Source organism: Mesorhizobium sp. (assembly GCF_017306585.1).
GTDB lineage: Bacteria > Pseudomonadota > Alphaproteobacteria > Rhizobiales > Rhizobiaceae > Mesorhizobium.
In genome coordinates this window covers 1-13,931 of sequence record NZ_JAFKIC010000194.1, presented here as the reverse complement: position 1 = coordinate 13,931, position 13,931 = coordinate 1, and the positions used below count along the sequence as shown (strand labels likewise).

The 13,931-nt window shown below is 64.3% G+C and carries 14 protein-coding genes; 9 read left to right on the top strand and 5 right to left on the bottom strand.

Features of this window, described 5'->3' with window-relative positions; all coding sequences use genetic code 11:
* Positions 1-68: 68 nt before the first annotated feature.
* The 3 genes from J0I79_RS23765 to J0I79_RS23755 are packed head-to-tail and all read left to right on the top strand — an operon-like array spanning position 69 to position 872.
* Positions 69-437, top strand: a complete 369-nt coding sequence (locus J0I79_RS23765) for a VanZ family protein (protein WP_292864853.1) — start codon at positions 69-71, stop codon at positions 435-437.
* Positions 438-471: 34 nt separating this feature from the next.
* On the top strand, positions 472-660 hold the full coding sequence (locus tag J0I79_RS23760; RefSeq protein ID WP_292864850.1) for a hypothetical protein: 189 nt from the start codon (positions 472-474) through the stop codon (positions 658-660).
* Positions 661-701: 41 nt separating this feature from the next.
* Complete coding sequence (locus J0I79_RS23755; protein WP_292864847.1) at positions 702-872, top strand: hypothetical protein; 171 nt, start codon at positions 702-704, stop codon at positions 870-872.
* Positions 873-906: 34 nt separating this feature from the next.
* On the opposite strand, the gene smc is transcribed toward J0I79_RS23755, so the two are convergent.
* The 3 genes from smc to J0I79_RS23740 all read right to left on the bottom strand — a co-directional run bounded on the left by smc (position 907) and on the right by J0I79_RS23740 (position 5,831).
* The gene (gene smc, locus J0I79_RS23750; protein WP_292864844.1) at positions 907-4,365 is read right to left on the bottom strand and encodes a chromosome segregation protein SMC; all 3,459 of its coding nucleotides are present in this window, start codon (positions 4,363-4,365) and stop codon (positions 907-909) included.
* Positions 4,366-4,422: 57 nt separating this feature from the next.
* Entirely contained in the window at positions 4,423-5,166 is a 744-nt protein-coding gene (locus J0I79_RS23745; RefSeq protein ID WP_292864841.1) for a DsbA family protein, read from the bottom strand.
* 164 nt (positions 5,167-5,330) lie between these two features.
* Positions 5,331-5,831 (bottom strand): DUF721 domain-containing protein, encoded by a 501-nt coding sequence (locus tag J0I79_RS23740; protein ID WP_292864838.1) that lies wholly within the window; start codon positions 5,829-5,831, stop codon positions 5,331-5,333.
* A 52-nt stretch (positions 5,832-5,883) separates the two neighbouring features.
* Here J0I79_RS23740 and mutY point away from each other — a divergent pair, with 52 nt between their 5' ends.
* Positions 5,884-6,999 (top strand): A/G-specific adenine glycosylase, encoded by a 1,116-nt coding sequence (mutY, locus tag J0I79_RS23735; protein WP_292864835.1) that lies wholly within the window; start codon positions 5,884-5,886, stop codon positions 6,997-6,999.
* Positions 7,000-7,116: 117 nt separating this feature from the next.
* Complete coding sequence (locus J0I79_RS23730; protein ID WP_292864832.1) at positions 7,117-7,728, top strand: HAD family phosphatase; 612 nt, start codon at positions 7,117-7,119, stop codon at positions 7,726-7,728.
* A gap of 59 nt (positions 7,729-7,787) precedes the next feature.
* On the opposite strand, the gene J0I79_RS23725 is transcribed toward J0I79_RS23730, so the two are convergent.
* The gene (locus J0I79_RS23725; RefSeq protein WP_292864829.1) at positions 7,788-8,921 is read right to left on the bottom strand and encodes a site-specific DNA-methyltransferase; all 1,134 of its coding nucleotides are present in this window, start codon (positions 8,919-8,921) and stop codon (positions 7,788-7,790) included.
* A gap of 178 nt (positions 8,922-9,099) precedes the next feature.
* Between J0I79_RS23725 and J0I79_RS23720 the strand changes: the two genes are divergently transcribed.
* Entirely contained in the window at positions 9,100-9,789 is a 690-nt protein-coding gene (locus J0I79_RS23720) for an HAD family phosphatase (protein WP_292864826.1), read from the top strand.
* 37 nt (positions 9,790-9,826) lie between these two features.
* Here the strand turns inward: J0I79_RS23720 and J0I79_RS23715 are convergent, their stop codons facing one another.
* Positions 9,827-10,561 carry a hypothetical protein gene (locus J0I79_RS23715; RefSeq protein ID WP_292864823.1) on the bottom strand — a complete coding sequence of 245 codons (735 nt, stop codon included), beginning with the start codon at positions 10,559-10,561 and terminating at the stop codon, positions 9,827-9,829.
* Positions 10,562-10,689: 128 nt separating this feature from the next.
* Between J0I79_RS23715 and thrC the strand changes: the two genes are divergently transcribed.
* The 3 genes from thrC to J0I79_RS23700 form a co-directional block, all read left to right on the top strand.
* Positions 10,690-12,087 carry a threonine synthase gene (gene thrC / locus J0I79_RS23710; RefSeq protein ID WP_292864820.1) on the top strand — a complete coding sequence of 466 codons (1,398 nt, stop codon included), beginning with the start codon at positions 10,690-10,692 and terminating at the stop codon, positions 12,085-12,087.
* A gap of 14 nt (positions 12,088-12,101) precedes the next feature.
* Complete coding sequence (locus J0I79_RS23705) at positions 12,102-13,394, top strand: pitrilysin family protein (RefSeq protein ID WP_292864817.1); 1,293 nt, start codon at positions 12,102-12,104, stop codon at positions 13,392-13,394.
* A 15-nt stretch (positions 13,395-13,409) separates the two neighbouring features.
* Positions 13,410-13,931 (top strand): GNAT family protein (locus J0I79_RS23700; RefSeq protein WP_292864814.1); only part of this gene is annotated, 522 nt, incomplete at its 3' end.

The following is a 13,931-nucleotide window of genomic DNA, read 5'->3' as shown; positions in this document are numbered from 1 at the left end:
GAGTTGCGGCTCGCTTGCCGAGGCCGGCTTCGGCGCCCGGCGTGTGGAAACAAGACTGTTGGAGCAGAATGAAATTTTACTCAGTCGCCGAGCGGATCGCCTTTGTCGTCACGCTCATCGCCGTCCTGGTGCTGGCGCTGCTGCCGATACCACGGCTCAAGGAATTCGGCATCGATATCGGCTTTGACTACGACAAGCTCAACCACGCCAGTGCCTTCGCCGCGCTGGCCTTCCTGGGATGCCTCGGCTGGCCGCGCCACCGGGTAAGATTGGCCATCTTCCTCGCATCGGTCGGCGCGGCGATCGAGATCCTCCAGGGCATCACGCTGATCGGGCGGGATCTCGACGTGTTCGACTGGGTTGCCGACTGCATCGGCATCGCTTTCGGCCTGTTGGCGGCGCTGGGCCTGAACCTGGCATTGCGACGCGCGCGGTAGGAAGTATCATCCATCAAGCAGCTCGGAAGATAAAATGACCTTCAAGATCAGGCTTCCGGGCGGCACGTTGAAAGTGAAGCAACATCACGAGCTGCGACGGCGGAAACAGAAGCGCGAGGTTCCGGTCTGGCAGCTCGGCAAGTATTTCATCATATGGTGGCCAGAGACGATTTCCGATGGCCCCTCAAGACGCGCAGGCGCCAATCCCGACAAACCGGACTGAGCCCTTCTGCACTTTGGAAATCCGCGTATACTGCCATCGCTATGGCACTGCGAATCAGATTGCCCGGCGGCACGCTGAAGGTGAAATCCTACCGCGAACTGCGAGATCGCGAGCGGGATCGCAGGGTGCCTGTGCTGAAGCTGGGCAGGATCTATTTCGTCTGGGCCTCTGCCAAACACCATTCCCACAGACACGGCCAGACCGCCGAATAGCGTTGTGAGGCCAAAGCCCCTGGGGCCGATGCCCTCAGCTCGCCTCGCGCATCGCTTCGGCCGCCTGCAGATCGACCGACACAAGCTGGCTGACGCCCTGCTCGGCCATGGTCACGCCGAACAGCCTGTCCATGCGCGCCATGGTGATGGGATTGTGAGTGATGATGACGAAACGCGTCTCGGTGGTCTTGGCCATCTCGTCCATGAGATTGCAGAAGCGTTCGACATTATGGTCGTCGAGCGGCGCGTCGACTTCGTCGAGCACGCAGATCGGCGCCGGGTTGGTCAGGAACACGGCAAAGATCAGCGACATCGCCGTCAGCGCCTGTTCGCCGCCCGACAGCAGCGTCATGGTCTGCGGCTTCTTGCCGGGCGGGCGGGCAAGGATTTCAAGCCCGGCCTCGAGCGGATCCTCGGATTCGATCAGTTGCAGTTCCGCCGTGCCACCGCCGAACAGATGCGAGAACAGCCGTTGGAAGTGGCTGTTGACCACATCGAAGGCGGCCAGCAGCCGCTCGCGGCCTTCGCGGTTGAGGCTCTGGATCGCCTGCCGCAGCTTGCGGATCGCCTCGATGATGTCCTCGCGCTCGGAAACGATCGTTTCCAACCGGTCCGAGAGTTCCTTCTGTTCCTCCTCGGCACGCAGATTGACGGCGCCGAGCCGCTCACGCTCGATCTTCAGGCGGTCGAGCTGACGTTCGATCTCGCCCATCTCGGGCATCGGATCGTCGGCTTCCAGCCCGGTATGGCGGATCACCAGATGCGGCGGCGTGTTCAGCGTTTCCTGGATGCGCGCCTCGACCTCCAGCCGGCGCTCGTCGGCGGCCGTCAGCCGCTCCTCGGCCCTGGCGCGCGTTTCGCGCGCCTCGGCCAGCGACTGGATGGCGCCGGTCGCCGCCTTGTCCAGTTCGGCCTGCCGGTTCTCCGCTTCCTGCAGACGGTCGGCGGCCGCCTTGCGCAAGGCTTCGGCCTCGGTCAGTTGGGACAGCAGCGCGCGCCGCTTGGCATCGATTTCGTCGGGCGCGTCGGCCAGCCGCTCGCGCTCGGCCTCGGCCTCGGCCTTGCGCTCGCCGAGCGAAGCGATCTGCGTCGAGGCGTTTTCGGCACGCACCAGCCAATTGCTGCGTTCGGCGCCGATGGCATCGAGCCGGCGCGTGCGCGCATCGGCTTCGCGCCGCAGCCCCTCATGGACGGCCCGTGCATCGGCCAGGGTGGCGCGGTCGCGCGCGACATTGGCGGAGGACTGTTCGAGCTGCAACTGCAGGTCGCCGAGATCGGGCGCGTCCTGCAGAAGCATTTCGGCCTCGACGAAAGCCGCCGACGTCTCCTCATGGCTGTCGACTATGCGGGCGCGCGCCTCATCGAGCGCGGCGCGCCGGCTCGACAGTTCGCCGCCGGCCTTCTCGGCCTCGGCCAGCGCGTTGCGGGCAGCGTCCAGCCGGTGCTGCGCTTCGCGACCCGCCTGACGTGTGTTGCGCTCGGTCTCGCTCGCCAGCCTGAGCGCCTGTTCAGCCTGCGCCAACGCCTCCTCGGCTTGACGCAGGACAAGCGTCGCCTGCACCGCTTCGGCATCAAGTTCGGCAAGACGGTTTTTCTGCGCCAGCTTCTGTGCCGCGGCGGTCGGCGCGTCGGCGCTGGCGGTAAGGCCGTCCCAGCGCCACAGAGCCCCCTCGCGGCTGACCAGCCGCTGACCGGGCGAAAGCAGCGTTTGTAAACGGCGGCCGTCGGCGGCCTCGACAATGCCGATCTGCGCCAGACGGCGGGCAAGCTGCGCCGGAGCACGAACCACGCTGGCCAAGCTTCTAATGCCTTCCGGCAGAGGGGCGTCACCCGCCTGGACCTGGCTCTCGCCCCAATGCACCGGCGCGCTGCGGTCGAGCGGCACATCGAGATCCTCGCCAAGCGCGGCGCCCAGCGCCGTCTCGAACCCGCGCTCGACGCTGATCTGCTCCAGCACGGACGGGAAGAGGTCGCCGCTGGCGGCGTTGAGGATCTTGGCCAGTGTGCGTGCTTCGGTCTCGATGCCCGCCAGTTCTGCTTTGGCATCCTGAAGCGGCGGACGGGCAGCGCTTTCGGTTGCGCGGGCATCCATGACCGACTGCTCGGCATTGGCCACGGCGGCCTCGGACTCCTCCAGAAGTTCGATGGCCTGTTCGACCAGAATGCGCTTTTCGGCGGGATCCGGCAAACCGGCCACCTTGGAGAGGATATCCGACAATTCGCGGTCGACCTCGGCGAGCTGTCGGGCGAAGCGGTCGCGGCGCTCGGCGGTTTCGCGCAAGGTGCGCTCGATCTGATGGCGCGAGGCGGCGGCCTCGGCGCGTTCGGCGGTGAGCGCGGCGAGTCTGGCTTCGCTTTGCGCGAGCGTCGAGGCGGCCTGTTCGAATGCAGCGCGGGTCGTGGCCTCGCGCTCGGCCGCACCGGCATTCTCGGAATTCAGCGCGGCTTCTTCAGCGCGCAGCCGTTCGAGAACGTCGGCATTGTCGCGCACCATCCGCTCCTCGCGAGCGATGTCGCCATCCAGCTGCTGCAAGCGGCGCTCGATTTCGCTCTGGCGGGCACGGATGCGGCCGGCTTCCTCCTCGATCTGCGACTTGGCGATCGAAAGGCGCTGGAAAGCAGCCGCGGCGGCGGCTTCGGCATCGCGCAGGTCAGGCAGGCGGTGCGCGCTGATGCCCTGTTCCCTTGCAGCGGCCATCTGCGCGGAGGCGCGGTCGCCAACCAGGGCCGTGGCGGTGGCCAACGCCGAGCGCGCCTCGCCTTCCTGGGTTTTCGCCAGGGTCCAACGCAGATGGAGGAGCGTAGCCTCGGCCTTGCGGATATCGGCCGACAGGTTCTTGAAGCGGGACGCCTGGCGGGCCTGGCGCTTAAGGCTCTCGATCTGGCTTTCCAGTTCGCCGACGACATCGTCGAGACGTTCCAGGTTCTGCTCGGCCGCCTTGAGCCTGAGTTCCGCCTCGTGGCGGCGCGTGTGCAGGCCGGAGATGCCGGCTGCCTCTTCGAGCAGGGCCCGACGCGCCTGCGGCTTGGCCTGGATCAGTTCGCCGATACGGCCCTGCCCGACCATGGAAGGGGAACGCGCGCCGGTCGACTGGTCGGCGAACAGCAACTGCACGTCCTTGGCGCGCGCTTCCTTGCCGTTGATGCGGTAAAGCGAACCCGCCTCGCGCTCGATGCGGCGCGACACCTGCAATTCGTCGGCATCGTTGAAGGCGGCGGGCGCCGAACGGTCGCTGTTGTCGAGGAAAAGCGTGACTTCGGCGGTGTTGCGCGCGGGCCGTGTGCCGGAACCGGAAAAGATCACGTCGTCCATGCCGGACGCGCGCATGTTCTTGTAGGAGCTTTCGCCCATCACCCAGCGCAGCGCCTCGACAAGGTTCGACTTGCCGCAGCCGTTCGGCCCGACAATACCCGTCAGACCGCGTTCGATGACGAACTCGCCGGGCTCGACGAAGGACTTGAAACCAAGGAGGCGGAGGCGCGAAAACTTCATTCACGCGCCTCATAGAGGCGAGCGCCGCAGCGCCGCCGCTTCAGCGCTGCGCTGATGTCAGAGCAGAGGGTCGATGATGGCCGACATTTCCTCAATCGACATCGCCCCTTTGTAGGTCTTACCGTTGATGAAGAAGGTCGGTGTCGAGTCGACCTTGAATTCATTGGCGCCACGCTTCTGGACCGATCTCACATCGTCCAGAAGTTTCTGGTCCGTCAAGCAGGCCTCGAAGGACTCCTGTGTAAAACCGGCGAGCTTGGAGATTTGCAGCAGCGCGTCCTTGGTGTTCGACACGCCCACCCAGTTCGCCTGCTGCTTGAACAAGACGTCGACCATCGGGAAATAGTTGTCCTTGGCGCAGCGCGCCAGCATGAAACCGGCTTCCGCGCTCGGATCGAACGGGAATTCACGCAGGATGTAGCGCGCCTTGCCGGTGTCGATGTACTTGGTCTTCAAATCCGGGAAGGTGGTCTCGGCGAAATGCGCGCAGTGCGGGCAGGTCATCGAGGCATATTCGACGATGGTGACCTTGGCGTCGTCCTTGCCGAGCTGCTTGTCGGGCAGCGCGCCCGGCTTCAGCAATTCGGCCATGTCGACCGTGCCTTGCGCTTCGGGCACCTGGACCGCGGTCGGAGTGGCCGGCTTTGCGGGAGTGGCCGGGTTCGCGGGCTTCACATCCGCCGCCTTGGCCTCCTCGCCGGAGTCACTGCAGGCCGCGAGCAGGGCGACCGCCGGAATGGCGGCCAGCGAAGACAGGACGTTTCTGCGAGAAAGGCTTGGGCCAAACGGGGAACGGCTCATACGAATCACCTGACAAGGGTTGGATTTTGCAATGCAAAGGCACGAAAAGGCGAGAGTTGGCGCGAATTAAGGCATCCCTGTCCCCAATCCAATCGCGAAACCTGACAAGGGTGATCACGAATGCGCGAGATTAACGACAAACCTGTGACTCTTTCCAGTCCGAACTAGACTTTCCTACCGCCGAGAATTGTCGCACCCAGCCTTTCCAGCGAGGCACGCAGTCCATCATCCTCGATCAGCCCGACAGTATCGGACAATTTCGACTTTTCGGCCTCTGTCAGCGGCCTGAGGGTGGGCCTGGGCCGGGTTTTGCCCGATAGAACCGGCTTCTGCACGATGCGGATGCGGCCTATTGCCGTAAAGCCGAGGAAGGCGTTGACCCGGTTGATGATCTCGCCGGTCTCGTGCTGCAGGTGCAGCGCGGCCATGCCCTCGCAGGCGATGACCAGCACGGCCGGCTCGAAGGGATCGTCCTCGTGCAGGCGGCGCGGCCACTGGATCTTCTCGGGCCGGGAACTCCTGGCGAGGCGCGGACCGGCGATCTCTTCCCAGGACTGGACGAGCCCGATCGAGATGCCCGCCCGCTTGCGCAGCACCGGGTCGAGGATGTCGGTGGCGAGATCGCTCACCGGAACAGGATTGCCGAAGGGCCTTTTCCCTGCCATGTGCGTTCTCCAGCCACGACCCAGCAGAACCGGCCAGGCCAATACGAGATCAATGGCACCAGCAGACCAGCCCCGCAAGGCCCAGACCGATAAGGTCATGTCGGACGATATGGCGTCGCGCCTGCTCGACTGGTACGACGCCCACCACCGCGAACTGCCATGGCGCGTGACCCCGCGCGACCATGCAAAAGGCGTGCGGCCCGATCCTTACCGCATCTGGCTGTCCGAGGTCATGCTGCAGCAGACCACGGTCGAGGCGGTGAAATCCTATTTCCGCGTCTTTGTCGACAAATGGCCTGATGTCGATGCGCTTGCGGCCGCACTCACCGAAGATGTGATGAAGGCCTGGGCGGGGCTCGGCTACTATTCGCGCGCCCGCAATCTCAAGGCCTGCGCCGACCTGGTGGCGGCGCGCGGCGGCCGGTTTCCCGACACCGAGGCCGGCTTGCGAGAGCTGCCCGGCGTCGGCGCCTATACGTCGGCTGCCATCGCGGCGATCGCCTTCGACCAGCCCGCCGCCGTCGTCGACGGCAATGTCGAGCGCGTCGTGACCAGGCTGTTCTCGATCGCAACGCCGCTGAGCGAAGCCAAACCCGAAATCCGCGACCATGTCGAGCGCATGGTGCCCAAGGCAAGGCCGGGCGACTTCGCCCAGGCGATGATGGATCTCGGCGCCACGATCTGTACGCCGCGCCGGCCGCGCTGCATGCTGTGCCCGCTGCGCCAGGACTGCAGCGCGATCCTGTCGGGCGATCCGGAGCACTTCCCGGTCCGCCTGCCGAAGGCCGACAAACCGCTGCGGCGAGGTGCGGCCTTCGTGGCCGAGCGGGAGGACGGCGCCGTCCTTCTGCGCAAGCGGCCTGAAAAAGGCCTGCTGGGTGGCATGACGGAAGTGCCCACCACCGCCTGGACGGCGCGGGTGGACGGCGCCACCACGCAGGCCGCGGCGCCATTTCCGGCGAACTGGAGGCATGCCGGGATGATCACGCATGTCTTCACTCATTTCGCGCTTGAGCTCGAAGTCTTTCACGCCAAAACCAAAGGTGATACGCCGGCAGGGCATTTCTGGTCGCCCGCCTCCGAGATTTCCGGGGAGGCGCTGCCGACTGTCATGAAAAAGGCAATCGAGGCTGCGATACCCGGCGCGACCAAAGCGCGTCGAGTGTGAGGCGATTACACCGCGACGCGCTTCGGATTGTTTGATTTGTGCATGTCGTTTTGCCAAAACCGCTGCACACTTTTGGGCGACATGCACCAAAGCAATGCCCGCAGTGAAAGAGGCCCCATGACTGAAATCCGTCACATCGTTTTCGACATCGGCAAGGTGCTGGTCCATTACGACCCGAACATTCCCTTCAGCCGGCTCATTCCCGACGAAACCGAGCGGAAATGGTTCTTCGACAATGTCTGCACGCATGACTGGAACATCGAGCAGGACCGCGGCCGGACATGGGAAGAGGCCGAGGCGCTTGCCATCGCCGAACACCCGGAACATGCCGAAAACATCCGCAATTTCCGCCGTCACTGGCATGAGATGGCGCCCCATGCCTATGAAGACAGTGTTGCCATCCTGAACCGGCTGATCGACACCGGCCATGACGTGACGCTCCTGACCAACTGGGCCGCCGACACATTCGTCGAGGCTCGCGGCCGGTTTCCGTTCCTGGATCGCCCGCGCGGGATAACCGTGTCGGCCGAGATCGGGCTGATCAAGCCGGATCGCAGGATCTACGACCACCATGTCGCTTCATTCGACCTCGATCCGGCGGCGTCGCTGTTCATCGACGACAGCCAGAAGAATGTCGACGGCGCCAGGGCCGCCGGCTGGCAAGCAGTGCTGTTCACCGATGCCAAAACGCTTCAAGCAGACCTTGAACGGCTCGGAATAAAGGCGTGATCCGAATCGCTTCGGGCGATCCGTTGAGATTTTGATTCAAGGCGACGGCGCGGCGGGGGTCAGCCCCCCGCCCGCTCCATGCCGAGGCGGGCAATGCGTCGGAGCTCGTCGATCGGGGTCAGGCCGCCACTGCGCTCATAATGCCAGAAGGTCCAGCCATTGCAGGCGTCCAGCCCCTGCACTTCGGCGCCGATCTTGTGGATGGAACCGGCGCTGTCGCCGATCGCCACCGTGCCGTCGGCACGCACTTTTGCCGCCCAGCGCTTCTTGGCGTCGTAGAGCGTGGCGCCCGGCGTCACCAGCCCCGTGTCGATCAAGCTGACGAATGCCACGCGCGGCTCGGCACGCTTACCGGTCAGCAGGGTGAGATCGGCATCGTCGAGCGGCCGAACGGCATCGATGCGCTCATTGGCGGCGTCGATATAGGCCTGCTCGCGCTCGATGCCGACAAAATGGCGGCCAAGGCGCTTTGCCACCGCACCGGTCGTGCCGGAGCCGAAGAAGGGGTCCAGCACGACATCGCCGGGTTTGGTCGAGGCCATCATGATGCGGGCAAGCAGCGCTTCCGGCTTCTGCGTCGGATGCAGCTTGTTGCCGTTCTCATCCTTCAGGCGCTCGCCGCCGGTGCAGATCGGGAACAGCCAGTCGGAGCGCATCTGGATATCGTCATTCGACGCCTTGAGCGCCTCGTAGTTGAACGTATAGCCCTTGCCCTTCTGGTCGCGCGAGGCCCAGATCATCGTCTCATGCGCGTTCTGGAAGCGGCGACCACGGAAATTCGGCATCGGGTTGGTCTTGCGCCAGACCACGTCGTTGAGGATCCAGAAGCCCAGGTCCTGCATCTTTGCGCCGACACGGAAGATGTTGTGATAGGAGCCGATGACCCAGATCGTGCCGTTGGGCTTGAGCACGCGGCGGGCGGCAAGCAGCCAGGCGCGGGTGAAGGCGTCGTAAGCCTCGAAACTCTCGAACTGGTCCCAGTCGTCGTCGACCGCGTCGACTTTGGACTGGTCAGGCCGGTGCAGGTCGCCGTCGAGCTGCAGATTGTAGGGCGGATCGGCGAAGATGACGTCGATGGATTTCTCGGGCAGCCGGTCGAGCGCCGCGACACAGTCGCCTTTCAGGATGGTGTCCAGCCATTCGGATTGCTGGGGAGCGTGGGAAAGCTCGTCGAGAAGACGCACGGCAGACATGTTTGCACCCAAGGCACGCGTTACTGTTTACTCCCCGTTATGGTTACCGATCAGCGTAAATATTCGGTGAAGCTTTAGCGATTGCCTGGAGCGGTTTGCGAAGCCGTGCCCATTGGTGTATGCCGCGCGGCCTGAGCCGATGGCGGCCCGTCACCCATTCTCATTGCCCTGGAACATCATGCCCCAGCCAGATCTTGTCATCTTCGATTGCGACGGCGTGCTCGTCGATTCCGAAATCATTGCCGCGCGGGTGGAGGCGGAACTGATCACCCTTGCCGGCTATGAGATTTCGGCGGAGGAGATTGCGGAGAGCTATGCGGGCCTGACTTTCAAGGACATCCTCATGCGGATCGAGGAGAAGTCCAAGATCCCGTTCCAGGCGTCGCTGATCGACCGCGCGGAAGAGCTGGTCGACCGCAAACTGCGCAGCGATGTCCGCGCCATAGAGGGCGTGCGCGAAGCTGTGGCCTCGGTCACCACGCAGCGCTGCATCTGCTCAAACTCGCGTTCGGAACGCATCGAGTTCATGCTGGAGAAGGTGCATCTGCTGCCGTTCTTCGCCGGCCGTATCTTCTCGGCGATGGAGACACCGACCGGAAAGACCAAGCCGGCGCCGGATGTCTTCCTTTTCGCGGCCGAAAAACTCGGCGCAAATCCTGCCAACTGCTTCGTCATCGAGGATTCCGTGCATGGCGTCACCGGCGCCAGGGCGGCCGGCATGCGGGTGATCGGCTTCACCGGCGCCGGCCACAGCTATCCCGGCCACGCCGACGCGCTGACCGAGGCCGGCGCCGAAACGGTCATCCGGCGCTGGGCGGAGCTGAAAAGCGTGATAGCGGCGCTGTCGGAATGGTCCGAAGACGCCTGACGCGCGCCAGTCAGGACGCACGCGATACCACGGCCGCTCAGTTTGTGGCGGCGGCCTTCTTCCTGTGCGTCTTCTTCTTGGGCTTGTCGGTCGTCGCCTTCGGCTCGGCCTCATCATAGCCGGCATAGGCCTGATAATCCTGCGCCGACGGCGCCGGCACAACAATGTTGTTGTCGGTGAAGACGAACTGGGTGGCGACCGAGGGATCGGTGACCTGGACCTGATACGGGTGAAGTTGGGAGTAAAGCACGTCGGTGCCATGCATCACCGCGATCCGGATCGGCATGGTTATGGTTCCTGGCGAGAACTTCGGTCCGGGAACGATCCTGCCGGCGACCGCGATCTTCATCGCCAATTGCCCATTGGCATTGCTGCAGTCGCGGGTCACGTCGCCGATCGACGCCTGATAGATGATCCTCGCCGAATCGTCGGGCGGCGTGGCGGCGGCGGCATCAGCCGCGGCCTGGGCGGCGGCATCGGCGGCGGCGTCGCCGGTCTTCTTGAGCTTCGGCTTGGGCTTCTGCACATCCTTGACGTAGGTGTTGAAGAAGGCCGTGCCGTCGCGAACCGTCACCTTGGGGCAGTAGGCCCGCAACTGGCTCGCCATTATTTTAGGATCCTGCGGCGGAGGCGGCGCCGTCGGGTCTTTTTTCTTGCCGAAGCCGAGGTCCAGAATGCCGTTGTCGCCTGATTGGCAACCGGCGACGGCGAGCATAAAGCCGGTCAGCGCAAGACCGGCCAAAAAGCGACCACCTGATGTACGAAACGCCATGAAACTGCACTTCCCTCTCGCAAAGCTGGTGACGTATATCAACGGCGCGGCAAAAATGCGACTGGAGCCGGCACAGAAATTAACCACCTTGTGGTGAACGGAAACCAAGCGGGCAACGGAACTGTGACATGCAATATGTGAGTACGCGCGGGGAAGCACCCGCGCTTGGATTTTCCGACGCGGTGCTGGCCGGCCTGGCCCGGGATGGCGGGCTCTACGTCCCGCGCGAATGGCCCTCCTTTTCGGCCGCCGAAATCCGCGCCATGCGCGGCCTTGCCTACCCCGACCTCGCCATCCGCGTGCTGACGCCCTTTCTGGGAGGCGAGATCGCCGCTCCCGTTTTCGAGAAGCTGGTGCGCGAAGCCTATGCCACGTTTCGGCATCAGGCCGTCTGCCCGCTGGTGCAGACCGGCTCCAACACCTTTGTCCTCGAACTCTTCCATGGACCGACGCTGGCCTTCAAGGACGTGGCCATGCAGTTGCTGGCCCGGCTGATGGATCACGTACTTACCGAACGCGGCCAGCACGCCACCATCGTCGGCGCCACGTCGGGCGACACCGGCGGCGCGGCCATCGATGCCTTTGCCGGCCGCAGCCGCACCGACATCTTCATCCTCTTCCCGCATGGCCGCGTCTCGCCGGTGCAGCAGCGGCAGATGACGACGTCGAAGGCGGAAAATGTGCACGCGCTGGCGATCGAAGGCAATTTCGACGACTGCCAGGGCCTGCTCAAGGACATGTTCAACGATCACGGCTTCCGCGACCGGGTGGCGCTGTCGGGGGTGAATTCGATCAACTGGGCCCGCATCATGGCCCAGATCGTCTACTACTTCTCCTCGGCGCTGTCGCTCGGGGCGCCGGACAGGCCGGTGTCGTTCACGGTGCCGACCGGGAATTTCGGCGACATCTTCGCCGGCTACGCCGCCAAAAAGATGGGCCTGCCCGTCGAGCGGCTGATTATCGCCACGAACGACAACGACATACTGGCCCGCACCTTCGCAACCGGCGAATACCGGACCAAGGGCGTCTTCGCGACCACCTCGCCGTCGATGGACATTCAGGTGTCCTCGAACTTCGAACGCCTGCTGTTCGAGGCATCCGGCCGCAATGCGGCGACCGTTCGGCGCTACATGGCCGGGCTGAAACAGTCCGGCGCCTTCACCATCGAAGCGGCCGAAATGGCCGGGATGCGGGCCGAATTCGACGCCGGCCGTGCCGATATGAACGAGGTCGCAGGCACGATCCGCTCGACGCTGGCGGCCAGCAACTATCTATTGGACCCGCACACCGCCGCCGCCGTGCATGTCGCGGCGGGCAAGGCCGACCCCGCCGTGCCCATGGTGGTGTTAGGCACCGCGCACCCGGCGAAATTCCCGGCCGCCGTCGAAGCCGCCAGCGGCGTCTCGCCCGCCCTGCCCGCATGGCTAGGTGCATTGATGACATTTGAGGAAAAATACACGGTACTTCCATCCGACCTGAAAATGGTGGAAGATTATGTTAGCCGCCGCGCGCGGGCGGCGCGTTAGGGAGTACGAGCCATATGGGTGTTGAGGTAAGCCGTCTGTCGAACGGCCTGACAGTCGCCACCGAAACCCTTCCCAGTATCGAATCGGTTGCCTTGGGCGCCTGGGTCAAGTCCGGCGCCCGCAATGAGCGTGACGATGAGCATGGCATGGCCCATCTGCTCGAGCACATGGCGTTCAAGGGCACAAAGCGGCGCAGCGCCTTCGAGATCGCCTCGGAAATCGAGGACGTCGGCGGCGAGATCAATGCCGCCACCAGCGTCGAGACGACCTCCTACTATGCAAGGGTGCTGTCCGACGATGTGCCGCTGGCCGTCGACATCCTTGCTGACATCCTGCAGGAATCCGAATTCGACCCGCAGGAACTCGAACGCGAGCAGCACGTCATCCTGCAGGAGATCGGCGCCGCGCACGATACGCCCGACGATATCGTGTTCGACCGTTTCACCGAGACGGCGTTTCGCCACCAGACCATCGGCCGTTCGATCCTGGGCACGCCAGAGACCGTAAAATCCTTCACGTCCAAGCAGTTGCACGATTTCATCGAGCGCCAATACGGCGCCGAGCGGATGGTGATCGTGGCAGCCGGCGACGTCAAGCACGACGATTTCGTGCGCCAGGTCGAAAAGCAGCTTGGCGGCTTCCGCGCCAAGGCCGACAGCACCATTCCGCAATACGCGCAATATGTCGGCGGCGAGCAGCGCCTGCTGTCCGACCACGAGCAGGCCCATATCGTCCTCGGCTTCGAGGGCAGGGCCTACAATTCCGATGGCTTCTACGCCGCGCAGATCCTCGCCTCGATCCTGGGCGGCGGCATGTCCTCGCGGCTGTTCCAGGAGGTCCGCGAAAAGCGTGGCCTGTGCTACTCGGTCTATGCCTTCCACTGGGGCTTTTCGGACACCGGCATCTTCGGCGTCCATGCCGCGACCGGGCAGAGCGACATCGCCCAACTGGTACCGGTCATCATCGACGAGTTGCAGAAGGCCGGCGAGAGCATCCTGCAGGAAGAACTCGACCGCGCGCGCGCCCAGTACCGGGCCGGGCTGATCATGTCGGCCGAAAGCCCCGCGAGCCGCGCCTCGCAAATCGCGCGGCAGCTGCTTTTGTTCGGCCGGCCGATCGCCAAGGAGGAATTGATGGAGCGGCTGGCGGCGCTGACGGTCGACCGGCTGACCGATCTGTCGTCGCGAATGTTCTCGACCAAGCCGACGCTCACCGCTGTCGGGCCTGTGGGTACGCTGGCGCCTTATGAAGCGATCCTCGATTCGCTTCCGGGCACGCAGGCCACAGCCCGCAGGCTCGCCGTCTAAGTCTCTCAAAGCGCCGTGTTCGCGCTCCCTTTCTTTCGCCGTGACCTGCCGGCACTGAAGGGCAACCTCGTCACGTTGCGCGTACCGTTCACCAACGACTATCGCGAATGGTCGGCGGTGCGTGGTGAAAGCCGCGCCTTCCTGGAGCCTTGGGAGCCCCGGTGGACACCCGACGAGCTCGACCGAACGGCATGGCGCCTGCGTATCAGCCGCTACCGCGAGGACTATGCGCAGGGAACCGCAATCGCCTTCTTCATCTTCGAAAAGTCGAGCGGCAAGCTCGCCGGCGGCATCACGCTCGGCAACATACGCCACGGCGTCTCGCAAAGCGGCCATGTCGGCTACTGGATCGGCGAGCGTTTCGGCGGCCGGGGCCTGATGACCGACGCGGTGAAGGTCGTGGCCCGTTTTGCCTTCGATACGCTGAGGTTGCACAGGATCGAGGCGGCCTGTATTCCCGACAACATCAGGTCGATCCGCGTGCTTGAAAAAGCCGGATTCCGGCGCGAAGGACTTCTGCGATCCTATCTCAGGATC